The organism is Ureibacillus sp. FSL K6-0786 (assembly GCF_037965165.1).
Lineage (GTDB): Bacteria > Bacillota > Bacilli > Bacillales_A > Planococcaceae > Ureibacillus > Ureibacillus thermosphaericus.
In genome coordinates, this window is sequence record NZ_CP150191.1 from 492350 (window position 1) to 514475 (window position 22126).

The 22126-nt window shown below is 35.9% G+C and carries 26 protein-coding genes; all 26 read right to left on the minus strand.

Annotated elements, in window-relative coordinates; translation table 11 throughout:
* Positions 1-5: 5 nt before the first annotated feature.
* The gene (locus NSQ18_RS02465) at positions 6-1130 is read right to left on the minus strand and encodes a chemotaxis response regulator protein-glutamate methylesterase (RefSeq protein WP_016836777.1); all 1125 of its coding nucleotides are present in this window, start codon (positions 1128-1130) and stop codon (positions 6-8) included.
* A complete protein-coding gene (locus tag NSQ18_RS02470) occupies positions 1131-2000 on the minus strand; it encodes a MinD/ParA family protein (RefSeq protein WP_339288851.1) in 870 nt (289 codons plus the stop codon).
* Positions 1997-3133 (minus strand): flagellar biosynthesis protein FlhF, encoded by a 1137-nt coding sequence (gene flhF / locus NSQ18_RS02475; protein ID WP_016836775.1) that lies wholly within the window; start codon positions 3131-3133, stop codon positions 1997-1999. The genes NSQ18_RS02470 and flhF overlap by 4 nt, the downstream gene beginning before the upstream one ends.
* Positions 3130-5163, minus strand: coding sequence for a flagellar biosynthesis protein FlhA (gene flhA / locus NSQ18_RS02480; RefSeq protein ID WP_016836774.1), 2034 nt, complete (start codon positions 5161-5163; stop codon positions 3130-3132). Before flhA ends, flhF begins: the two co-directional genes overlap by 4 nt.
* Positions 5164-5181: 18 nt before the next feature.
* The gene (gene flhB / locus NSQ18_RS02485; RefSeq protein WP_016836773.1) at positions 5182-6270 is read right to left on the minus strand and encodes a flagellar biosynthesis protein FlhB; all 1089 of its coding nucleotides are present in this window, start codon (positions 6268-6270) and stop codon (positions 5182-5184) included.
* A 1-nt stretch (position 6271) separates the two neighbouring features.
* Complete coding sequence (fliR, locus tag NSQ18_RS02490) at positions 6272-7045, minus strand: flagellar biosynthetic protein FliR (protein WP_016836772.1); 774 nt, start codon at positions 7043-7045, stop codon at positions 6272-6274.
* A gap of 5 nt (positions 7046-7050) precedes the next feature.
* Complete coding sequence (gene fliQ, locus NSQ18_RS02495) at positions 7051-7320, minus strand: flagellar biosynthesis protein FliQ (RefSeq protein WP_016836771.1); 270 nt, start codon at positions 7318-7320, stop codon at positions 7051-7053.
* Positions 7321-7333: 13 nt separating this feature from the next.
* Positions 7334-7999 (minus strand): flagellar type III secretion system pore protein FliP, encoded by a 666-nt coding sequence (gene fliP / locus NSQ18_RS02500; RefSeq protein WP_016836770.1) that lies wholly within the window; start codon positions 7997-7999, stop codon positions 7334-7336.
* Complete coding sequence (locus tag NSQ18_RS02505) at positions 7999-8613, minus strand: flagellar biosynthetic protein FliO (protein WP_339288854.1); 615 nt, start codon at positions 8611-8613, stop codon at positions 7999-8001. The genes fliP and NSQ18_RS02505 overlap by 1 nt, the downstream gene beginning before the upstream one ends.
* Before the next feature lie 44 nt (positions 8614-8657).
* Positions 8658-9020 (minus strand): response regulator, encoded by a 363-nt coding sequence (locus tag NSQ18_RS02510; protein ID WP_339288856.1) that lies wholly within the window; start codon positions 9018-9020, stop codon positions 8658-8660.
* A gap of 24 nt (positions 9021-9044) precedes the next feature.
* Positions 9045-10277 carry a flagellar motor switch phosphatase FliY gene (gene fliY, locus NSQ18_RS02515; RefSeq protein ID WP_339288858.1) on the minus strand — a complete coding sequence of 411 codons (1233 nt, stop codon included), beginning with the start codon at positions 10275-10277 and terminating at the stop codon, positions 9045-9047.
* Entirely contained in the window at positions 10270-11265 is a 996-nt protein-coding gene (fliM, locus tag NSQ18_RS02520; protein WP_016836766.1) for a flagellar motor switch protein FliM, read from the minus strand. Before fliM ends, fliY begins: the two co-directional genes overlap by 8 nt.
* Before the next feature lie 28 nt (positions 11266-11293).
* Complete coding sequence (gene fliL, locus NSQ18_RS02525) at positions 11294-11722, minus strand: flagellar basal body-associated protein FliL (RefSeq protein WP_016836765.1); 429 nt, start codon at positions 11720-11722, stop codon at positions 11294-11296.
* Complete coding sequence (locus NSQ18_RS02530) at positions 11712-11933, minus strand: flagellar FlbD family protein (protein ID WP_016836764.1); 222 nt, start codon at positions 11931-11933, stop codon at positions 11712-11714. The genes fliL and NSQ18_RS02530 overlap by 11 nt, the downstream gene beginning before the upstream one ends.
* A gap of 91 nt (positions 11934-12024) precedes the next feature.
* On the minus strand, positions 12025-13065 hold the full coding sequence (locus NSQ18_RS02535; protein WP_016836763.1) for a flagellar hook-basal body complex protein: 1041 nt from the start codon (positions 13063-13065) through the stop codon (positions 12025-12027).
* A 77-nt stretch (positions 13066-13142) separates the two neighbouring features.
* On the minus strand, positions 13143-13541 hold the full coding sequence (locus tag NSQ18_RS02540) for a TIGR02530 family flagellar biosynthesis protein (RefSeq protein ID WP_339288862.1): 399 nt from the start codon (positions 13539-13541) through the stop codon (positions 13143-13145).
* Positions 13528-14187: a flagellar hook assembly protein FlgD gene (gene flgD / locus NSQ18_RS02545; protein ID WP_016836761.1), complete on the minus strand. Its 660-nt coding sequence runs from the start codon at positions 14185-14187 to the stop codon at positions 13528-13530. Before flgD ends, NSQ18_RS02540 begins: the two co-directional genes overlap by 14 nt.
* A gap of 3 nt (positions 14188-14190) precedes the next feature.
* On the minus strand, positions 14191-15447 hold the full coding sequence (locus NSQ18_RS02550; protein WP_016836760.1) for a flagellar hook-length control protein FliK: 1257 nt from the start codon (positions 15445-15447) through the stop codon (positions 14191-14193).
* Positions 15448-15462: 15 nt separating this feature from the next.
* Positions 15463-16074 carry a MotE family protein gene (locus tag NSQ18_RS02555; RefSeq protein WP_339288864.1) on the minus strand — a complete coding sequence of 204 codons (612 nt, stop codon included), beginning with the start codon at positions 16072-16074 and terminating at the stop codon, positions 15463-15465.
* 4 nt (positions 16075-16078) lie between these two features.
* Positions 16079-16528, minus strand: coding sequence for a flagellar export protein FliJ (gene fliJ / locus NSQ18_RS02560; RefSeq protein ID WP_016836758.1), 450 nt, complete (start codon positions 16526-16528; stop codon positions 16079-16081).
* Positions 16528-17850: a flagellar protein export ATPase FliI gene (fliI, locus tag NSQ18_RS02565; protein WP_026018945.1), complete on the minus strand. Its 1323-nt coding sequence runs from the start codon at positions 17848-17850 to the stop codon at positions 16528-16530. Before fliI ends, fliJ begins: the two co-directional genes overlap by 1 nt.
* Positions 17851-17855: 5 nt before the next feature.
* Positions 17856-18653 carry a flagellar assembly protein FliH gene (gene fliH / locus NSQ18_RS02570; protein ID WP_184656203.1) on the minus strand — a complete coding sequence of 266 codons (798 nt, stop codon included), beginning with the start codon at positions 18651-18653 and terminating at the stop codon, positions 17856-17858.
* The gene (gene fliG / locus NSQ18_RS02575; RefSeq protein ID WP_096550657.1) at positions 18637-19653 is read right to left on the minus strand and encodes a flagellar motor switch protein FliG; all 1017 of its coding nucleotides are present in this window, start codon (positions 19651-19653) and stop codon (positions 18637-18639) included. Before fliG ends, fliH begins: the two co-directional genes overlap by 17 nt.
* A gap of 18 nt (positions 19654-19671) precedes the next feature.
* Positions 19672-21270, minus strand: coding sequence for a flagellar basal-body MS-ring/collar protein FliF (fliF, locus tag NSQ18_RS02580; RefSeq protein ID WP_016836755.1), 1599 nt, complete (start codon positions 21268-21270; stop codon positions 19672-19674).
* 60 nt (positions 21271-21330) lie between these two features.
* Positions 21331-21585 (minus strand): flagellar hook-basal body complex protein FliE, encoded by a 255-nt coding sequence (gene fliE / locus NSQ18_RS02585; protein WP_238536173.1) that lies wholly within the window; start codon positions 21583-21585, stop codon positions 21331-21333.
* Between the two features lie 85 nt (positions 21586-21670).
* Entirely contained in the window at positions 21671-22126 is a 456-nt protein-coding gene (flgC, locus tag NSQ18_RS02590; protein ID WP_016836753.1) for a flagellar basal body rod protein FlgC, read from the minus strand.

Below are 22126 nucleotides of genomic sequence, written 5' to 3' on the forward strand. Positions count from 1 at the left end.
TCCCTTTATGACAAATATTTCATCATTGTCTCTGAAATTTCATCTAAATTGACTACTTCATCAACTAACTTTGTCTCAACGGCAGCTTTTGGCATACCATAAACGATACAAGTTTCAGCTGATTCAGCAATCGCGATGACATTTCCAGATTTCTTCAATGCCATTAACCCTTTAGAACCGTCATTACCCATCCCAGTCATGATGATTGCAATTTTATCTAATTCATTAAACTGGCTAATATTTTCAAAGAGAACATCAACGCTTGGTCTGTGGCCAGCTCTTGGTGGTTCCTGATTATCTAAAACAATTTGATAATGTTGGCCATTTTTTTTCATTTTTAAATGGTAACCACCTGGTGCAATATAAGCAGTTCCTTTTTCAACAATTTCACCCTGTTCAGCTTCCTTCACTCGGATTTTACTAAGATGGTTTAACCTGTCTGCTAATGATTTTGTAAACCCTGGTGGCATATGTTGAACAATTAATATGGGTGCCGATAAGGATTCAGGCAAATTTGTAATCACTTCTTGCAAAGCTCGTGGCCCACCAGTTGATGTACCTATTAATACAATCTTCTCTGAAGTTTTTGTCCAATTTTTATTACTAGTAGATGAAAATTCTGTTACTACATGCGTTTCATTAGTGTTTAGGGTTGTTTCTTGTTGAATATTGTTTATATAATGTTTTTTTGGATTAATTTGCTTTCTTAATTTTTCAATCGGAATTTTTGAAGCGAGCTCTACTTTTCGAATAAGCTCGTCCTTAACTTTATGTAAATCAAGAGAAATCGTGCCCCCAGGTTTTGTCACAAAATCAACTGCCCCATATTCCATTGCCTGCAATGTTTTCTGAGCACCTTTTTCAGTAAAACTGGATATCATAACGACAGGAACAGGGGAAACTTCCATTATATGCTTTAACGTTTCAATACCATTTAATTCCGGCATTTCAACATCCATTGTGACAACATCTGGGTTTAGTTGTTGAATTTTTTGAATGGCATCCTTTCCATTCCTTGCTGTACCAATTACTTCAATCGATGGATGTTGATGAAAGAAATCACTGATTACTTTCCTCATGAAAGCGGAATCGTCTACTATTAGCAATTTATGTTTTTTCGAAGGTTCCAATTAATCACGACCTTTCGAGAAAATACGTTTTAGTCTAGTTATAAATGAATTGGATGGAAGAGGAATCTCTTCTCCTAACTTTTTATGAATAAAACGATTTACAATTTCATGTAATGATTTTGAAATTTGAGCATTTGGATATGAAATTGAAAAAGGTACTTGCTCAATCACTGCTTTTCTGACTGCACTATCCTCTGGCAACCAACCAAGAATCACAACTTCTTTTGATAAAAATTTCAACATTGCATTTTTTAGCCTCTGCAACGTTTCCCTTCCTTCTTCATTTGAAAACGCTCGATTACATAATAGATAAAATGTTTTGCTCGGTTCTTTTAAATAAATGAATTTCATCATTGAATAGGCATCTGTAATCGAAGTTGGCTCAGCAGTTGTGATTACAATGACTTCCTCAATGGACGTAACCACATCTAGCGCCCAATTTGTTGCTCCTGCTCCCATATCGAATAAAATATAATCATAATTTTTCTGCAATTCTTCAAATGCATGTATGAAGGCATCAAACATCTCTTCTGACCATTCAATGACCGATGAAAAACAGGAACCTCCGGAAATGTAATGAATGTCTTGTGGACCTGCATAAATGATTTCTTTGAATGAAACATGTCCTTCTAAATAGTCCTTCAAATTATATTGAGCCTGTTTTCCTATTAAAATGTGAACATTTGCCATTCCGAGATCCATATCTAATATGACAACTTTTTTCCCACGTTTCGCTAGATTAATAGCAAAGTTTGTTGTAAAATTACTCTTTCCTACTCCGCCTTTACCGCTAACAACAGCGATGGATCTCCCTAATGCACCTTGACGCTCCAACATTTTCATTCGCAATTTTTCTGCTTGATCTCTCATTTGAATTCTCCTTGAAAGAACAATTCAAGTAATTTGTCTGCAGTTGCTTCTTCAATATCTTCCGGTACTTCTTGCCCAGTTGTATAGTAAGCAAGTCCTTTATTATATTTAATCATTAAATTATACATCGCGCCAATAGAATTTGTTTCGTCAATTTTAGTGAAGACAAACTTCTCAACAGGTAATTCATTAAATTGTTCGATAATCGTTTCGATATCTTTCTCTTTAGCAGTCAAAGATAGAACAAGATAAGATTCAACTTCTTCATCGAAAGAAATCAGTTTCTTTAATTCATTCACATATTTTGCTTCTTTATAGTTGCGCCCAGCTGTATCAATGAACACTAAATCTAAATGTTCAAATTTTTTAATTGCTTCTTTATAATCATTGAAGTTGTAAACAATCTCTACGGGGGCTTGAAGAAGATTAGCGTATGTTTTTAACTGTTCGATTGCTGCAATTCGATATGTATCGGTTGTTATAAATCCGATTTTTTTCTTCTTCTCCAAAACACTTCGAGCTGCCATTTTAGCAATCGTCGTTGTTTTTCCTACCCCTGTCGGACCTAAGACACACACGTATTTTTTCTCATAGGATAAACCTCCTAATGGGAGGGGAGAAAGTTTCGCTTGTAAAACTTTTTTTGCAATGTTTTTTATTTCTTGATTAGATATTTCCTTCGTCGTTTGCATATGTACAAAAAGCTCATCACAAATGGCCGTGATGAGCTCTTGATTAAGCTCTTGACGTTTCATATATTCAGCAAATGGTTTAAGTTCATCAGGCAATGAAGATTGAATTGATTCATGTTTCATTGATTGTAATATTTTTTTTAAGCTGGCAATCTCTTCTTTTAGCTCCGAAACATTTCCTGCTACAGGTTGTTCGTCTTTTTTTGGAACGATGGGCTGAACTTTCACAGGGCTATCCATTTGTTCTGGCATATCAAATTTTGGACGTTCAACTACGTCAATTCCAGCCAGAACCTCAAAATTTTTCTGTCTTATCAAACCGAAAAATTTCTTTTTGACAATTACTTTAGAATTGATGATGACAGCATCTTCACCTAATTCTGAACGCACTTGTTTCATCGCTTCAGCAATAGAAGGTGCTATATATTTTTTCATTTTCATTCAACGGTCACCACCCCAACACTTTGGATTTCAACGTTGGCATCCAATTCGTTATAAGACAATATAGGAATTTGTGGGAAATATCGTTCCGTTAATTGTCTTAAATACATTCGAATACCTGGTGAACATAAAATAATTGGCGTTTGTTCCATGTATGAAACTCTTTCCACTTCTTTTGCAATGGACTCAAGAACGTTTTGAGATTCTTGCGGATCCATCGCCAAGTAATTTCCATGTTCTGTTTGCTGAACGCTATCTGCAATGATTTTTTCTAATTTTGCCGGAACGGTAATTACTTTTAATTGCGATCCGTCTTGTACATATTGCCTTGTAATTTGTCGTGCAAGGGCTTGTCTTACGTATTCTGTTAGTACATCCGTGTCACTTGTCAATTTTGCATAATCTGCCAAAGTTTCAAAAATAACTGGTAAGTTGCGAATCGAAACATGTTCCTTTAATAATTTTGCGAGTACTTTTTGAATTTCACCAATCGATAATGGGGTTGGTGTTAGTTCGTCGACTAAAATAGCATGTGTTTCTCTCAAATGATCGATCAGTTGCTTTGTTTCTTGTCGACCGAGTAGTTCATGAGCGTTTGCACGAATGACTTCTGTTAAATGTGTGGATACAACACTTGGCGGGTCAACAACAGTAAATCCTCGCATCTCCGCCTCTTCTTTTACTTCCTCAGTAATCCATTTTGCAGGGAGACCAAAAGATGGTTCAATTGTATCAATACCTTCAATCGAATCGTCATCACCAGGGCTCATCGCTAAATAATGGTCTAATAATAATTCTCCCCTTGCCATTTCATTTCCTTTAATTTTAATACGATACTCATTCGGCTGTAATTGGATGTTATCTCGAATGCGTACAACAGGAATTACAAGACCTAGTTCTAATGCAAGCTGACGACGAATCATCACAACTCGGTCAAGCAAATCCCCGCCTTGCTGCGCATCAACTAAAGGAATTAAACCATAACCAAATTCAAATTCAATTGGATCAACATTTAATAAATTGACAACATTTTCTGGACTCTTCATTGTATCGGTTACTTGTTCTTCCTCAATTTCCAACAATTCTTCTGGGTCCTCTTCTTTTTTGCGACTCATTAAAAAGGCTCCAATGGCAAGTAATGCAGCAATTGGAATTGTAATCCAGTCAGGAATCGGAGTAAAGAGGCCAAGCAAGAAAATGGTTCCCGCTGCTACATAAAGCAATTTCGCTTGAGAGAATAATTGCCCTATTATATCTTCTCCGAGATTACCATCGCTTGCTGCTCGAGTTACTACGAGACCTGTTGCTGTTGATACAAGTAAGGCTGGAATTTGAGCAACGAGACCATCACCGACTGTTAATTTGGAGAAGTGGTCTGCCGCTTCAGAAAAAGAATATCCCATTTGTAACATCCCAATAAACAAACCAAAAATTAAGTTTATAAATACCATGATGATGGAAGCAATGGCGTCACCTTTTACAAATTTCGTAGCACCATCCATCGCCCCATAGAAATCTGCTTCTTTCGCAACTTTATCGCGACGTTCCCGTGCTTCCTTTTCAGAAATTAATCCTGCATTCAAATCTGCATCAATACTCATTTGCTTACCAGGCATCGCATCTAACGTGAAACGTGCTGCTACTTCCGCAACCCGTTCTGAACCTTTCGTAATAACGATAAAGTTCACAATGACAAGCAACATGAAAATAACTAAACCAACTAGTATATTACCGCCCGTTACGAATTCCCCGAACGTTTCAACGACGTCACCTGCATCTCCTTGGGAAAGAATGGCACGAGTAGTTGAAATACTCACACCAAGTCGGAACAACGTCAAAATCAATATAATTGACGGGAAAATCGCAAATTGCAACGCCTCTTTCATGTTCATTGCAGTGAGCAATACAAGTAAAGAAAGCGTAATATTAATGATGATTAAAAAACTTAGCAACCATGTTGGTAGAGGGATTACGAGCATCGCTACTATTACGATGATAAATGCTAATACTCCTAAGTCGCGAAATTTCATGTTTTTCCCTCCTACAAACTAAATTTTACGTTTAACTCGATAAACATAAGCTAATATTTCTGCCACTGCTTTGAAAAATTCTTCAGGCACTTCTTCACCAATTTCCACTTGATCATATAGCGCCCTTGCTAATGGTCGATTTTCTACCATGACGATATCATTTTCCTTTGCAATTAATTTGATTTTTTGTGCTACAAAGTCGACACCTTTTGCAACGACTTTAGGAGCTTCCATGGACTCATCATCATATCTTAAGGCAACTGCAAAGTGAGTTGGGTTTGTAATAACCACATCCGCTTTCGGAACTTCTTGCATCATGCGTCGCATAGCCATTTCTCTCTGCCGTTGCTTAATTTTCGATTTGATGAGTGGGTCCCCTTCCGTATTTTTATACTCATCTTTAATGTCCTGTTTCGACATTCTTAATTTTTTTTCATAATCGAATTTTTCATATATGTAATCAAGAATAGCGACTAATAGTAAGGCAATGGCACTAGCGATGCCCATCATAGCCGTTAGTTTTGCAACTATTATTAATGCTTCCCAAGGGCTATGAAATGCTAAAGACAATACATCGTCAAAATTAAGCCAAATAACAAATCCAGTTACTGTCCCAATAAATGCTACTTTTAACAAAGACTTAATTAAGTTCACAATAGCTCTTAATGAAATAATTTTCTTAATCCCTTTTATTGGATCAATCTTTTTCAAATCAAATTTCATTGTTTCTGTTGTAAACAAGAAACCAAATTGTAAAAAGTTAGAGAACATTGCCACAACCATTGCTACTACCATCACCGGTAATAAAATGACAGCCATTTCTGAAATAGAATCAACATAGATATTCATGATGGTATCGACTGTCACTGTCTCAAAAAGTATGTATTTTTCAAAGGCTTGTATAAAAAAAGAAAGGAGACCTTTAAACATAAACGGTGCCATAAAGGTGAGAAAAAGAAAAAGGATTAAAAACAAAATCGCTGACGAAAAATCTTGGCTTTTTACAACTTGTCCCTTTTTTCGAGCATCTTTCCGTTTCTTTGGAGTCGCTTTTTCTGTTTTTTCACCAGCAAAATATTGTAAGTCTAAAGGAAGCAGTAACTTCAAATTATGCACCACCTAAAAACTGCATGAATTCACGCATAACGGTAATCATTAATTCAATCACCTTTTGCATCACTTCAATCATAATCCCCATTGAAATGAACAATACAAGAAATCCTACGATAATCTTTAATGGAAATCCGATAATAAAAATATTTAATTGAGGAACCGTTTTTCCGGTAATACCAATAGCAAGCGTTAATAAAAACAATGCTGCTACTAAAGGTGCTGACATTTGAAAAGCAACCGAAAAGACTACAGCAATCAACTTTACTGTAAATTCCGCCATGCCAGCATCCCCAAAGTTCGGAAAATGATTAATTGGAATAAACTGATAACTATAGTAAATTCCATCTAAAATAAGGTGGTGACCGTTAGTAGCAATTAATAAATATAAAATTAGTAAGTTAAAAAATTGTCCCATCATTGGACTTTGTGCACCGGTAAGCGGATCAACGATATTTGCCATGGCAAATCCCATTTCAAAATCGATAAAACCACCAGCTATTTGTACGATGGATATTATGATGGTTGCAGCTAATCCAATAATAAGCCCAATCATCGCTTCTTTCATAATAAGCAATATGTAATTCCCATCAATTGGAATCACTTCTGTTTGAATCGTATAATACATCATCCAAGCAAGCATTAAAGCTAACAAAATTTTTAATTGGGGTGGTATCGTACGATATGAAAAAAAAGGGACGGTAACAAAAAATGCAGAAATCCTTACAAACATTAATAGGAATACAGAAAATTGTGGTATGATTTCTAACATTTATGTCACCCTATGTATCGCGTTAAGTTGTTCAAGATGTCAATAAAGTATTCTGACATTTTTGACACCATCCATGGTCCAAAAAATACGATGGCTACTAACACCGCAATTATTTTCGGAGCAAACGCCAATGTTTGTTCTTGAATAGACGTTGTAGCTTGGAAAATGCTGATGATTAGACCAGTAACTAAAGCGACTAACATTAGTGGACCTGCAACTAAGAGGACAACCCATACCGCTTGTTCAGCTATTTGAATGACTGTTAATTGTGACATTGAGTTTCCTCCCTTAGAAACTTTGGAGTAAAGATTTAATGACTAAATACCATCCATCGACAAGTACAAATAATAAAATCTTAAATGGCAACGAAATCATGACAGGCGGTAACATCATCATCCCCATAGACATGAGTACACTTGCTACAACCATATCAATGACAATAAACGGAATGAAAATCATAAATCCCATTTGGAAAGCGGTTTTCAATTCACTCAAAGCATAAGCCGGTACCAATATGGTTAAAGGAATCTCCTCAATGGATTGTGGTCTTTCTGCTTGACTATATTGTAAAAACAGTTCCAAATCTCCTTGTCTTGTATGTTTTGCCATAAATTCCTTAAATGGAAGACTTGCTCTAGAATATGCTTCTTCAAGGCCAATCTCTTCGTTAAAGAGCGGTTGCAATGCTTCATCATTTACTTGTTGGAAGGTTGGAGCCATAATAAAGAAAGTTAAAAATAATGCTAACCCAATAATTACTTGATTGGGAGGCGTTTGATTCGTCGCTAAAGCTGTCCGAGTAAACGAAAGGACTATGACGATACGTGTAAATGATGTCATTAAAATTAAAATACTTGGTGCAAGTGATAATACTGTCAATAATAATAGTAATTTTACAGAAGTAGCGACGTTCGTAGGATCAGAGTCAGAAAAGAATGAGATAAATTGTTCCATTATTTATCGTGCTCCTTTTCCTTCCATTTTTCGAGCTCGTCGCGACGCATCTTTTGAATTTCAGATAAACGCTGATTTAACATATTCCCGAAATCTGAATGATTACTATTTTCACGCGTTTTTGACTGCCCTTTCAATTTTTTAAATAATTCTGCAATGAATGGTGGACTTGTTGTTAACATTTGTTTTTCATTGTAAAGATTAAGCAACTTGTCAATTTCATCACGATTTGAAATTTCCTTAATGAGTTCTACATTTTCACCTACACCAACGATGTACAGCTTATCTCCAATTTGCAAAATTTGAACAGACTTTTGTGAACCTACTGAAATACCACCGATATTTCGAACAATTTGATTTTGTTGAAAATGATAGCTTTTTTTATTAATAAACTTTAACACCCAAATTAATAATAAGAGTACAAAAATGAGTGCGAGCAGCATTTTGATATAATCCCAAGCTGTAAGACCTACAGCTGCCGATTCTTTGACAGCTGTAGAATCTTGATTGAAAGTTTCAGGATTATCAAAATAGCCTTCGTCAATCATTTTATTTTTTTGGTTCGCAAAAGTGAGCTGTGCTGGAGCAGTCATTATAAAAACTGCGAACAACATAAGGACAATGCTAATTTTTTTATAAAGGTTTTTCATCTTTCCTATCAACCTATTGCTTTTTGGATTGCTTCAATAACACGATCTGTTTGGAATGGTTTTACGATAAAGTCTTTCGCACCCGCTTGGATGGCATCAATGACCATCGCTTGTTGACCCATAGCTGAACACATAATTACAACAGCGTTTGGATCAATCGATTTAATTTGTTTCAATGCTGTTATGCCGTCCATTTCTGGCATCGTGATGTCCATTGTCACTAAATCTGGTCGCAATTCATTATATTTTTCTACAGCCTGCATTCCATCTGCTGCCTCTCCAACTACTTCATAGCCATTCTTCGTCAAAATATCTTTAATCATCATGCGCATAAATGCTGCATCGTCAACTATTAAGATTTTTTTAGACATAGTAAGATTCCTCCATTATTACATCTATCTTAGATTATTGATGCGTTCTTTCTGACTGATAATATCTGTAATTCTCACACCAAAGTTTTCATCAATGACTACAACTTCACCCTTCGCAATTAGACGATTATTTACCAATATATCAACTGGCTCACCAGCAAGACGATCTAGCTCTATAATGGAACCTGAAGCTAATTGTAAAATTTCTTTCACTGAATGCTTCGTCCGTCCTAATTCAACAGTTACTTGTAAAGGAATATCAAGTAACATATTTAAATTTCGAGCTTCTGCCTCTGTCATCTTCGGTTGTTCAAATGTTGCAAATTGTGCTTGTTGAACATTTACCGGCTGAGGTTTTGGTTGTGAATAAGTTGTAAAACTTGGTATTTCATGAGTAGTAGCAGCTTGCTGCTGATATACTGGTTGATTAGCCTGTTGTATTGGTTGTTCCAATTGCGATGTTGTGCTTTGTTGCATTGGCGATGCAGTTAATTGTTTCGGCTCAGCTTGTGCATGAGGTTGTGCCTCAGGTTGATTCGCATCTGCATTTTCACCGAATAAGGATTTTACAAGCTTTTTACTTAGATCTAATGGTAGTAATTCCATGATTGTAGAATCTACTAAATCCCCGATGAGTAAACGGAAGGAAACTCTTACCAATATTTCATCATCAGGAATATTCTCTTCACCTTCATTTTCCTTAATATTTAGTAAAGCTAGAGAAGGTGGTGAAATATCTACTTTTTTGTTAAACATCGTAGACATGGAGGTTGCAGCTGAACCCATCATTTGATTCATCGCTTCTTGAACAGCACTTAATTGGATTTCTCCTAAATCTGGGTTCGGATTGCGTCCATCTCCTCCAAGCATTAAATCTGCAATGATTGCAGCGTCTGATTGTTTAATGACTAATAAATTCACACCGCTTATACCAGTTGTATATTCTACTGATACAGCAACATATGGATGTGGAAATTCTTCTTCCAAATTATTTCTATTAATTAGTGACACTACAGGAGTTGTTATTTCAACTTTTTGCCCTAACAATGAAGATAGTGCAGTTGCTGAGCTCCCGAAAGAAATATTTCCTATTTCACCTAACGCATCGCGTTCCACTTCTGTTAAATAATCTTCAACAACTAATTTTTCGTTTGAATTTGTTTTAGAATTTGAAGCCATTTCCTCGATTTTATCATCTAGTGTTTCACCTCGAAGTAGGGCTTCAATTTCTTCTTGGGAGAGCATATCATCACTCATCTTCTTCTCCTCCTTTCAAAGTCTCAATAATCTGAACTGCCATTTTTTTCTTTAATTTACCCGGCTGAACAGTAAATTTTGGAATATCTCCAATTCTAAGAATTAATGGATCAGAAATTTTCTGATCGAGCTGGATGACATCACCGATATTCATCGTTAAAAAGTCTTCGATTGAAATCGTAGATGTACCGAGTTCAGCTACGAGCTGTAAGTCAGATTGTTTTACTTTTGTTTCTAACGCTTTGATTTGTGCTTCTGTTGGCTCTTTTGTATTCGATTGCATCCAGTATTGGACAGACAAATTATGTATAATTGGTTCCAATACGACATGTGGAATACAAATGTTAATCATGCCAGAAGTTTCACCAATAACGGTATTCATTGAAATAACGATTACTGTTTCATTTGGTGAAATCATTTGTAAAAATTGTGGGTTCACTTCGAGTTCAACAAGCATTGGGTCAATTTCAGCGATATTTTCCCAAGCTTCACGCAAATTATCGAAGGAACGTTCAAATAAGTTTGTCATGATTTTTTGTTCGATTTCAGTTAAATTGTCAACATTTGAATAACTTGTACCGCTACCACCCATGAGGCGATCTAACATGGAGTAAGCAATGTTTGGATTGATCTCCATTAAAATATTACCATCTAAAGGCGGTACTTCAAATACATTTATTAATGTCATATTTGGAATCGAGCGAACAAATTCTTCAAAGGGAATTTGGTCAACAGATGCTACAGAAATTTGTACATATGTTCTAAGTTGAGCAGAAAAGAATGTAGTTAAAAGTCTTGCAAAGTTTTCATGAATTCGCGTCAGACTTCGAATTTGATCCTTTGAAAAACGAAGGGCACGCTTGAAATCATAAACTTTGACTTTTTTCTTTTCTTCTTCTTTCTTCATTTCATCTGCTGACATTTCCCCAGTAGAGATTGCTGAAAGCAGCGCATCGATTTCCGATTGGGATAATACATCACCTGGCATTTGACCACCTCCATTTCAACAGATTTCTTTACTGAATGATGTAGGAGGTAATGTATACTTGTTGCACTTCACCCTCTTGCATCAATTCATTTAATCGGGCTTTAATCGTTGATTCTAATAGAATTTTTCCTTCTTTTCCTTTTAGGTTTTCCTCCGTTAATTCAGATAGCTCCTCTATGATAATGTTATTTGTTTGGAAGTCGCGTTTAGCTAGTTCCTTTGCTGCTTTAGGGCTATCTGTTTGAATTTTCAATTCAATGCGAATATAATTTCCATCTGCTAAATTGGTCGTTATTTCAGGTACATCTACGCTAGATTCGATAATTTTATCGATGGTTGGTTCGAGGGTTGTAGATTGTTTATTGAATTGAGTCAATAAAACTACAAGTACAACCCCAATTAACGTAATCGACACTAAAATGATGAGCATTACTGTTAATAATTTATTATTCTTCATTTTCATCACCTCGTAGATGGGGGTTAGAAAGCACTTGAATCGTGCGATAATAATTTGTCACTTTTTTTCTAACTTCTTCTTCAGTTTCCTTTACAATATATTTCCGCCCAGTCGTTAGCGTAATGGTCGTATCTGGAAAGGATTCGACTGTTTCTATGTATAAAGCATTCAATGAAAATGTTTTGCCATTAAGGCGTGTTAGTTGAATCATTGAAATAGGGCCGGGAAGGATAGAGCCGGCCCGACCCTCCTTTTCTTTAAAATAATCCAAAGACTAGTAAGTTAAAAGATTACTAGATTGATTATCGTTTTAAGTTCACTAATTCTTCTAAAATTTGATCGGAAGTTGTAATTACGCGAGTATTTGCTTGGAAACCGCGTTGTGCCACAATCATTTCCGTAAACTCTTCTGATAGGTCCACATTTGACATTTCAAGGAACCCAGATTCGATAGAGCCTATACCTGCTACGGTTGCAACTTGTGTATAGGCAGCTCCTGAGTTATTCGTTTCTTGATAATAGTTGTTTCCAACTTTTTGAAGACCACCTGCGTTAGGGAATTTTGCCAACACAATTTGCCCTGCCCATTTTAATTCACCATTTGCATCAACAAATGTCACAGTACCATCTTGCCCGATACTCATTTCTGTTGCATCTGTAGGAATTCGAATTGGTTTATATATAACATCCATACCATCAATTTCATCTTCAACTGGTGTAATCCATGCAGGATCGTCAGATGGTGATAAATCCTCATTACCGTCTATGTCTGTGTTTTTCCCAGGTATTGTAGGGAAATCTAATGAGTTAATAACATCGTCACCATTTTCATCATCGACTACAGGTGCTACACCAACTAAATATTTCCCTTCAGCATTGACAAGGTATCCTTCATCATCCAAATAAAAATTCCCCGCTCTTGTATATAAAATATTCGTGAAGTTAGTTTCACCTACCCCCTCATCACTAATCTCTTCAGCAACATCTGGTTCATCTGAGCTATATCGTTTAAAATCAATTACTGTATCAGCCACCATAAAGAACCCGTCACCTGAAATCGCTAAGTCAAGAGTGCGAGAAGTAGATTGAAGGGCTCCAGTAGAATGAATGACATCAATTGCTGCCATTGTAGAACCTAATCCTACTTGTTTTGGATTGACACCTCCACGTGTTGCTGTTGCACCGGAAGCACTACCGATGTTTTGAGAAATCATTTCTTTAAATACTGTTCTACTTTTCTTGAATCCATATGTGTTAACATTGGAAATGTTGTTCCCAATAACATCTAATTTTGTTTGATGGTTTCTTACTCCGGAAATAGCAGAGTACATTGAACGTAGCATGTTTTTCCTTCTCCTTTCGATTGTATATTGTTTGCTTCTGTCAGTCCGCAAACGAAGGCATCCAGATTGGTCCTGCCTTAAAGTACAATAGTGCCATCAATATTTGTAAATAATTGTTCTTTTGCTTCATCTCTCTCCATTGCTGTAATGACTGTTCCATTTTTAGCGCTCACGATTAACGCAGCTTGATCCATTAATACGAGTGGTTGTTTAATCCCTTTCGAACGAGCTTCAATTACTTTGTCCGTAATTTTTTCCCACTCTTCTTCTGAAATTTGAATATTTCGTTCCCGAATTCTTTCATTAGCATGTTTGCTTATTTTCAGTTCATTTTTCGCTTGTTCAAAATGCTCAATGAAGCTTGTCGTCTTTTTTTCTATTGTTGGTTTCGAGCTATGTTTTAGATGAATCGGTTGTAATGGTACGTGCTGAAATTGTATTCGATGCATGGATTCACCAACCTTATTCACTGACAATTTCAAATTGCTCTTTCTTTAACCGAACTTGGTTATCTAAAATATATTCAATTGTTTGATTGTTTGTTGTCACAGCTTCGATGATTCCTTGAACAAACTCACCGTTTTCATTTTGGTATTTGACAGTTTTTCCAATAAGTTTACTTGCCTCTACTAGAGGATTTTCAACTACAGGTTTTTCGCTATTCTTTTTTAAAATAGAAGAAATATTGCCTGCAGTAATTTCTTTTCCATCATCTAATATAAACAATGGCATGCCGTTTTTAAATTTTATTTCAACGATAACCCCTTGGCCTTCGTTAATAATCGGCTTTCCTTTTTCATCCAATTTATCGGTAATTTCATGCCATTTTACTTCTTGCCCTATGAAAGATGTGTATGCCATCAATTGCGTTTGCAATTGTGATTCGAGCAAATCCTCCATTGCTTTCGTCATGTTCTGCATTTGTTCTAATGTTGAAAACTGAGCCATTTGAGCAATGAATTCTTTATCTTCTACTGGATTAGTTGGATCTTGATGCTGCAACTGAGTGATTAGAATTTTTAGAAAATCATCTTTACCAAGGATAGAGTTTCCTGTACGTTTTTCTACTTTTTTATTGTTAGATAAATAGTAATCATTTGTGATTTTTGACATTTCTGCCATATGCTACACTTCCTCATTTACTAAAAATTCTTTAAAAGACAGTTTTTCATCATCTTGCTGCTCTTCTGAATCTTTATCATTTTCTTCAGACTGTTGCTGACCTTTAAACATATTGTTAAATAAATTTTGGTCGCGTAAATCCGTCTCTTGTAAACTTTGTTGAATATCGATTCGATCAAGTTGAATGTTTTGTTGAACAAACGCTTGCTTTAATTGATGAATTTGACTATCCAGTAATTCTTTTCCAAGTGCAGTTGAAGCAAGCAATCTAGCAGAAATCACACCGTCTCTTTGTACTAATTCGATTCGAATAGATCCTAAATGTTCAGGATAAAGTTTTAATAATAATTTCGTTGTTCCTTGAGAATTGGATATTTGGCTACGTTGTAATATCGATTCAATTTGTTTTACTAATGATTCAGCCTGTGATCCATTATTTGTATTTGGCAAAGTAATCGTAATTGTTTTCGTTTCCGAATTTTGATGTAAAGAAATATTGGAAGTTGTATGAGCGTTAGAATCAACTTCTGTTTTTACCTGTTTAACTACGACTTGCTGGAAATTTTCTAATGAAAATTTGCCAGTTGATGTTGTCATTTCCTTTATAATTGTTTTTTCAATATTCAGTAAGAACGTTTTTAAGTTAGAAATCTGTTCTTGTTGTTCTAATTTTAATTGAGACTGTTCGCCAACTAATTGGGCTAATTTTATTACTTGCAAAAATTTCACTACATCTCTTTGTAATCCATTCTCTTCGCCAAATAAAATTGAAGTCATTTTGTCCAACAATTGCGACTCAACGTTGGCGTTTAAAGACTGCTGTTCATGATTTACGAGATGAATGAAATCCCAAATATTATCGATGCGAACTTCTTCTCCCAAAAGCTCTTGAGCAATTTCATTTAGTTGCTCAGTATTCATATTTAATAGTGTTAAAATGTCATCGATGTTTGACATTAATTCTTCTATTGTAATTACTTGCTCTTCTTCACCTTGGGAGAGTATAATCAATCCTTCATCGTTAGGAATTTCGAGTAAATCAAATATGTCTTCTACGGAATCAGCTTTTAATAGTGGTTGAATTTCTTTTTCTACCGTTTCCATAATTCCGGATGACATTTTCTCTTCACTTTGAACAACCTTATTAAAAACATCACCAAACTTACTAAAACCTTCTTTGTTTTTGAAAACATTTTGCTGTCCTTTTATGGATCCTAACGATTGGGATTGAGATATAATAAAGGGCATTCCTATACTCATTCTTTCACCTCCTTTCTAGTTGGTATTTGATTCTTTGTTTTTAGATAATAATTCTGTATATCTTGCAGCCTCTTTCGGATCCATTTTCGCTAAAACTTGAGAAAGTGTATCTGGCTTCATATTCGATAATATTTCCAACGCTTGTTCATCTTTCATTTCTACAATGATTGGTGCAACAGCTTTGGCCGACATTTTTTCATAAGTGTTAACAATTTCTTTCAAATCTTTTTTTGATTCTTGTTTTCCAGATTCTAATTCTTCAATTCTTTTTCGCAATTCTTTCTGTATTGCTATATGATTTTCGTTCTCAGCTAAAGCAGTATCCAATTCGCTTTGTAATTTTTCAATTTGCGCATCTTTTTCTTGAATTTGCGCTTGTAATTCAACAATTTTATTGTCCATATCAATAGCGCTGGCAGGTGTTTCTTCTTCAGTACGAGGCAACATTTCAGAAGCCTTTTCAAAGATGTTCGTATTTGTAAATTGAGCAACGACGAGCAAAATGGCTATAACGAATAGTAGCGGAATAATCACCCAAGCGAAGAATTTTTGAAAAAATCCTGGTGATTTTTTTTCCATAAAATCTTCAGTATAATCATTTTTCAGCTTTTTGTTCACTTTCACCATAAAATCACCTAAATATCTTCTTGTTGTACATAAGTGAGGAAATCTCGTCCAAGTGTTGGGCCTCTAGGCGATTTTGTTCCTCTTGAAATGCACTATAATCCTTCTCTCGCATTTTTTCATACTTACGTACTTCCAAGTTTTTTTCTACTAATTTTTGTTCATACCATTGCATTTTTACACGTGCTTGTTTTACTTTTTGTTGTACTTCATCAATGGTATGTTCCAAACTATCAATAAACTTTGCAAAATGGTGGATTTCATCAATCGTTAGTCCATTTTTTAACCGCTCATTTTGATATTCAATTAAGTTTTCTTTTTTCTTTAACAATTCATATAATTGTGTCGCTACTTTTTCAAAAGATCGAACCGATTCTTTGTAAGCCATTTCTGTTTGCTGTTTTTCTTGTTCGCGAATTGTTAATAGTTTTTCAAATCGATACGTATATTGAACCATTATTTGCCACCGCCATTCGCTAAAGCAATTAGTTCGTTAACACTTTCTTCAAGTGTTACTTTTTCTTTAAATCCTTGTTTTAAAAATTGAGTAATAAGGGGTTCATAATAAATCGCTTCGTCAATTTCTTTCGACGTTCCTTTTTTATAAGCCCCAATGTTTATTAAATCTTCTGATTTTGCGTATGTATAATACAATTCTCTAATTCTCTCAGCAGCTTTTACATGTTCTTCAGAAGAAATATGATTCATTAAACGGCTGACACTTTTTAGTACGTTAATAGCCGGATATTGTCCCTTATTTGCTAAGGTGCGGTCTAATACGATATGTCCATCTAAAATACCTCGAACCGCATCTGCAATTGGTTCATTCATATCATCCCCATCAACAAGCACCGTATAAAAGGCCGTTATACTCCCTTTCATGCTTGTCCCGGTTCTTTCTAACAATTTCGGTAATATTGAAAAGACTGATGGCGTATAACCTTTTTGAGCAGGCGGTTCACCTGTTGCTAATCCAATCTCCCGTTGTGCCATTGCAACACGAGTAACAGAATCCATCATTAACATGACATTTAAACCTCGTTCTCGGAAATACTCAGCAATGGCTGTCGCAGTAAAAGCACCTTTTATCCTCATTAATGCAGGCTGATCACCTGTAGCTGCAATCACGATGGATCGTTTTAATCCTTCTTCACCTAAATCACGTTCGATAAACTCCCTCACTTCTCTGCCGCGCTCACCAATAAGAGCTATCACATTTAAATCTGCTCTTGTGTTACGTGCAATCATGCCGAGAAGAGTACTTTTACCCACACCAGAACCTGCAAAAATACCAACCCTTTGTCCGCTTCCTACCGTCAGCATCGCATCAATGGCTTTTACTCCCACTTCCAATTGCTGATCAATGGGCGGACGATGCAAAGGATTTGGAGGTTCGTTTTCTGTAGGTACCGAAACTAATCCTCTCGGAAGAGAAGTCCCATCAAAAGGGTTGCCTAGCGAATCTAGTACTTTTCCAATTAATTCAGGACCGACTTTAACTTCTAATGGACTTCCTGTTCCTTCCACTAAACAGCCAATGGAAATTTCTCGTACGGAAGTAAAAGGCATTAACATAACATACTCATCTTTAAAGCCTACTACTTCCGCTAAAATTACTTCGTGCCCTTTTTTCGTACGAACATGAATTTTGCATACGTCATTGATGGAACATTCTGGACCTTGAGATTCTATCAATAGTCCGACAACTCTCGTAACTTTTCCATATTTTTTGAACGTGTCGATGGCAGGTATATTGTTGACCAAGTCAGCCGCTTTCATCGGAATCAATCCTTACTCTCCAAAATTTCGCTAAGCTTTAAGCGCAATTCTTTCAATTGTTCATCAATTGATAATACGATGCGCCCATGATTTGTTTCAATGTAGCTATCTGTATCGTTCAAATCTTCATTTACAAAGATTAAGAACGGAACATCCGGCGGGAACATTGCTGCTAGTTCATCTCGATTTTCAGTTACCAACTTGTAATATACTGGTGATAAATATAGTTTAATTTCTTTGCTTTCTTGCGCTTCTTTTAAACCTCTTCGAACTATGGATAAAAATAACGCTTCATCTTTTTCTAGCGATGCTCCAATAATCTTTTCCGCTGATTTAATCGCCAAATCTAAAATAACATGTTCCTGCTCCTCAACATATTTCATTCCATTGATGTGAGCATTCTCAACAGTTTCATTCGCTAGTTTTAACGCATTTTCCATATCTGCAGTCGCTTTCTGAATTCCTTCTTCATAACCTTGTTGAAAGCCTTCATCATATGCTTCTTTTTGAAGAATGAGCTTTTCCTCTTGCCATTGCTGTCTTAATTTCTCGATTTCTTCTAGTTTCGCTTGGCAATACAATTCAAATTCTTCCCGCTTTGAAGAGATTTCTAGATTCGCTTCTTCAAGAATGCGATCTCGCTCTTTGTACACCTCGTCTAATGTGATTGAATGCTCCTCTTCGCCTATATCCTGGGTAGAATCAAACTGTTTCGCAAAAAGATTTCGAATTTCAATTTGAACCGGCCCATTTTGCTTTTTAATTGCCTCGCTCGAACGGATTAGCTTAGACAATGACGTCATCTCCTCCACCTCGAGCTATAATAATTTCTCCAGCTTCTTCTAATCGACGAATGATAGCAACAATTCTCATTTGTGCTTCTTCTACATCACGTAGGCGTACAGGTCCCATAATTTCCATCTCTTCTTTAAATGTATCCGCCATTCGTTGTGACATATTGCGGAAAATAATTTCTTTTACCTCATCACTACATACTTTCATTGCGAGCAACAAGTCTTCATTTTCACAATCTCGAATAACTCGTTGAATTGAACGATTATCGAGAGTCACAATATCTTCAAATACAAACATGCGTTTTTTGATTTCTTCTGCCAACTCTGGATCTTGAATTTCAAGCGCATCGAGTATTGTTTTTTCTGTTTGGCGATCCACACCGTTTAATACTTCTACTACAGCATCGATGCCGCCAGTTTCCGTATAATCTTGCGTAAAAGTGGATGACAATTTTCTTTCCAATACCGATTCAATTTCACTAATGACTTCTGGTGAAGTCGATTCCATAGTGGCAATTCTTCTTGCGATATCCGCTTGCACTTCTTGTGGTAATGAAGATAAGATAACACCAGCTTGCTGCGGATCTAAATATGACAAAATTAACGCAATTGTTTGCGGATGCTCATTTTGTATAAAATTTAAGATTTGTGATGGATCAGCTTTTCTAGCAAAGTCGAAAGGTCGAACTTGCAAGGAAGATGTTAAACGATTGATAATATTTTGTGCCTGTTCAGGACCTAACGCCTTTTCTAATATTGTTTTTGCGTAGCCGATACCACCTTGCGAGATATAATCTTGAGCTAGAGCAATGTTATGAAATTCTTCGATAATCTGTTCTTTCACTTCAGGTTCAACTTTTTTCACTGCTGAAATTTCTAATGTAAGTCGTTCAATTTCCTCTTCAGATAAATGTTTATAAACATTTGCGGAAACTTCTGGTCCTAAAGAAATTAACAGCAGTGCAGCTTTTTGTTTTCCTGTTAAAAATTTCTTTTCTTTTTTAGACACAGTCGAACCTCCTATCCATTAATCTTCAGCTATCCAGCTCCGCAATAATTTTGCAAAATCTTCCGGTTTTTCTTTTGCCATTTTTTCTAATTGCTTGCGACGAACTGTAGATTCTGTTTCTTTTTCTTGATTAATATCTTCCACAAGCAACTCTTCTTGTTCTTCAATAATTTCCATAGCTTCTTCTTCCGCTTTTCGCTTTTTCGAACGCAAGATGTAAACAATAAGAAGAAGAATTGCAGCAACTAAAATTCCACCAACAACCCAAATCCACCATGGAATCACTGGTGTTTCTTCGATATTTTCTACGTCATTGCCATAGAATTGTTGAACAGAAACAACAATTTTGTTTTCAATTTCTTCATCTGTTAATTCTCCAGCAGCTTCTTTATCAATTGAAGTTCGGACAATAGTTGCTAAAATTTGTTCAATATCTTCCACAACTGTAGCTGAAAGGGATGTTGGATCTTCAGGAACAGGTGGCTCAACCATGACTTGAATACCAATATCGCGAATTTTGTACGGGCTTTCTTGGATTACACGATTAATGCGATTTACATCATTATTAATTGTTTCTTCAATTCGTTCGTAATCACCATTGCCGTTTAAAACTTCTTGATATCCGGTTGCATTATCAGTCGGATCGCCCATCTCCGTTGGACCTGTTGCACCATTCATACCTGTATATGTTTCAGTAATGCGTTGGGCACTGATTTCAATGCCTTCCATATTCTCCTCATCTACAGGTTTTACTAATTTCTCCTCACGATTTTCTTTCTTAAAATCGATATCTGTAGTGACTGATACAACAACTTTGTTTTGTCCCATTAATGTTCCAAGCATTTTTTGAACTTGACGTTCAAGGTCACGTTCAATCGTTTTCTTTACATTCATTTGACCTTCTACAGAGTCGATTGAACCACTTCCAGCTATAGCGGATTCTAAATCGTAATATTCAGAATACTGATTAGATATTGTAATATTGTCTGTGCTTAAATTAGGAACACTTTTCGATACAAGGTTATATAATGTTTTAATTTGGTCATCAGTGAACTTATGACCTGGTTCAGTATGTAATACGACAGCAGCAGAAGCGTTTTGATTCTCCGCATTCTGATTAATGAATACACCTTTTTCTGGCATAGAAATCATAACTTTTGCATCTTTTACCCCATCGATTTTCTTTATGAGGTTTTCAAGTTCTGTTTCTAGGGCTTTATGCTTGATGACGTTAAATTCATTATCCGTCATACCAAAGCCAGCATTTTCTGTGAAGAATGTTGTACTAATTCCTCCAGTTTCAGGGTATCCTTGTGCGGCTAAGGAAACTTTTATGGAATCAACTTGCTTTTCTGGAACTAAAATGTTCGTTCCACCTGGAGCAATTTCATATGTAACACCTTGAGAGCTTAATACTTCCGCAATCTCCCCAGTTTCCTTTGCTGATAATTCTGTGAAAAGGGGAACCATGTTTGTTCGAGTAGTAAAATATGTAATAATAGCCGCTATCGCTATAACCCCTACGAAGGTTCCAATTATTGCACCTTTCTGCTTCTTTGTCCGACTTTTCCAAAAATTAATGGAATCGGTTTTTAATTTATTAAGTCGATCATTCATTACAAATCCTCCGGTACTAGTGAATACACTAACATTTTATATTCCGTGCGTAACCGTAGATTATACAGTCATTCGCATAACTTCTTGATAAGCTTCAATTACTTTATTGCGAATTTCAACCGTAGCATTTAATGTAATGCTCGCCTTTTGTGCTGCAATCATTACATCATGCAACTCAACGTTTTCTCCATGAATCAACTTATTTGTTAATTCATCTGATTGAACTTGGTAATCATTTACTTTGTCAATCGCTTCTTTTAATGTATTGGCAAAACTTTTTTGCGCTTCAAATGGCGTTTGTTGATTGGATATCACTCTATTACCATTCACATTTTGAAGTGGAATAGATAAGTTTACTTGGTTTATTGCCACATCAATTCACCCCTCTCATTGTTCACCCTTATTTACCTATTTCTAAAGCCTTTGTTAACATCGCTTTACTTGCATTTAAAACGGTTATATTTGCTTCGTATGAACGAGTAGCAGAGATCAAATCGACCATTTCTTTTAACACATCGACATTAGGCATTTGTACATATCCATCCTCGTTTGCATCTGGATGGCTTGGATCATATACGAGTTTGAACGGCGTTTCATTATCCTCATTTATTTTTGTTACTTTTACTCCATTGCCTACGCCATTGCTCTTCCCTACTGCTTTATTTAAAAAGGATGAAAATGTACCTTCATTTGCAGTAAGTGTCACCGTTTTCCGACGGTACGGCTCCCATTCACCATTCACTTGTCTAGCACGAGTTGTATCAACATTCGCTATATTTGAGGAAATGACATCCATTCGTAAGCGTTGAGCAGTTAAAGCTGATGTTGTTGTATTGATGCTAGAAAAGATTGACAT

Coding starts and splice junctions, on each gene's coding strand:
- NSQ18_RS02470 (WP_339288851.1), bottom strand. CDS start 2,000: ATGAGAGATCAAGCAGAAAAATTGCGAATGAAAATGTTGGAGCGTCAA.
- flhF (WP_016836775.1), bottom strand. CDS start 3,133: ATGAAAATGAAAAAATATATAGCACCTTCTATTGCTGAAGCGATGAAA.
- flhA (WP_016836774.1), bottom strand. CDS start 5,163: ATGAAATTTCGCGACTTAGGAGTATTAGCATTTATCATCGTAATAGTA.
- fliR (WP_016836772.1), bottom strand. CDS start 7,045: ATGTTAGAAATCATACCACAATTTTCTGTATTCCTATTAATGTTTGTA.
- fliQ (WP_016836771.1), bottom strand. CDS start 7,320: ATGTCACAATTAACAGTCATTCAAATAGCTGAACAAGCGGTATGGGTT.
- fliP (WP_016836770.1), bottom strand. CDS start 7,999: ATGGAACAATTTATCTCATTCTTTTCTGACTCTGATCCTACGAACGTC.
- NSQ18_RS02505 (WP_339288854.1), bottom strand. CDS start 8,613: ATGTTGTTCGCAGTTTTTATAATGACTGCTCCAGCACAGCTCACTTTT.
- NSQ18_RS02510 (WP_339288856.1), bottom strand. CDS start 9,020: ATGTCTAAAAAAATCTTAATAGTTGACGATGCAGCATTTATGCGCATG.
- fliY (WP_339288858.1), bottom strand. CDS start 10,277: ATGAGTGATGATATGCTCTCCCAAGAAGAAATTGAAGCCCTACTTCGA.
- fliM (WP_016836766.1), bottom strand. CDS start 11,265: ATGCCAGGTGATGTATTATCCCAATCGGAAATCGATGCGCTGCTTTCA.
- fliL (WP_016836765.1), bottom strand. CDS start 11,722: ATGAAGAATAATAAATTATTAACAGTAATGCTCATCATTTTAGTGTCG.
- NSQ18_RS02530 (WP_016836764.1), bottom strand. CDS start 11,933: ATGATTCAACTAACACGCCTTAATGGCAAAACATTTTCATTGAATGCT.
- NSQ18_RS02535 (WP_016836763.1), bottom strand. CDS start 13,065: ATGCTACGTTCAATGTACTCTGCTATTTCCGGAGTAAGAAACCATCAA.
- flgD (WP_016836761.1), bottom strand. CDS start 14,187: ATGGCAGAAATGTCAAAAATCACAAATGATTACTATTTATCTAACAAT.
- NSQ18_RS02550 (WP_016836760.1), bottom strand. CDS start 15,447: ATGAGTATAGGAATGCCCTTTATTATATCTCAATCCCAATCGTTAGGA.
- NSQ18_RS02555 (WP_339288864.1), bottom strand. CDS start 16,074: ATGGTGAAAGTGAACAAAAAGCTGAAAAATGATTATACTGAAGATTTT.
- fliJ (WP_016836758.1), bottom strand. CDS start 16,528: ATGGTTCAATATACGTATCGATTTGAAAAACTATTAACAATTCGCGAA.
- fliI (WP_026018945.1), bottom strand. CDS start 17,850: ATGAAAGCGGCTGACTTGGTCAACAATATACCTGCCATCGACACGTTC.
- fliH (WP_184656203.1), bottom strand. CDS start 18,653: ATGACGTCATTGTCTAAGCTAATCCGTTCGAGCGAGGCAATTAAAAAG.
- fliF (WP_016836755.1), bottom strand. CDS start 21,270: ATGAATGATCGACTTAATAAATTAAAAACCGATTCCATTAATTTTTGG.
- flgC (WP_016836753.1), bottom strand. CDS start 22,126: ATGTCAATCTTTTCTAGCATCAATACAACAACATCAGCTTTAACTGCT.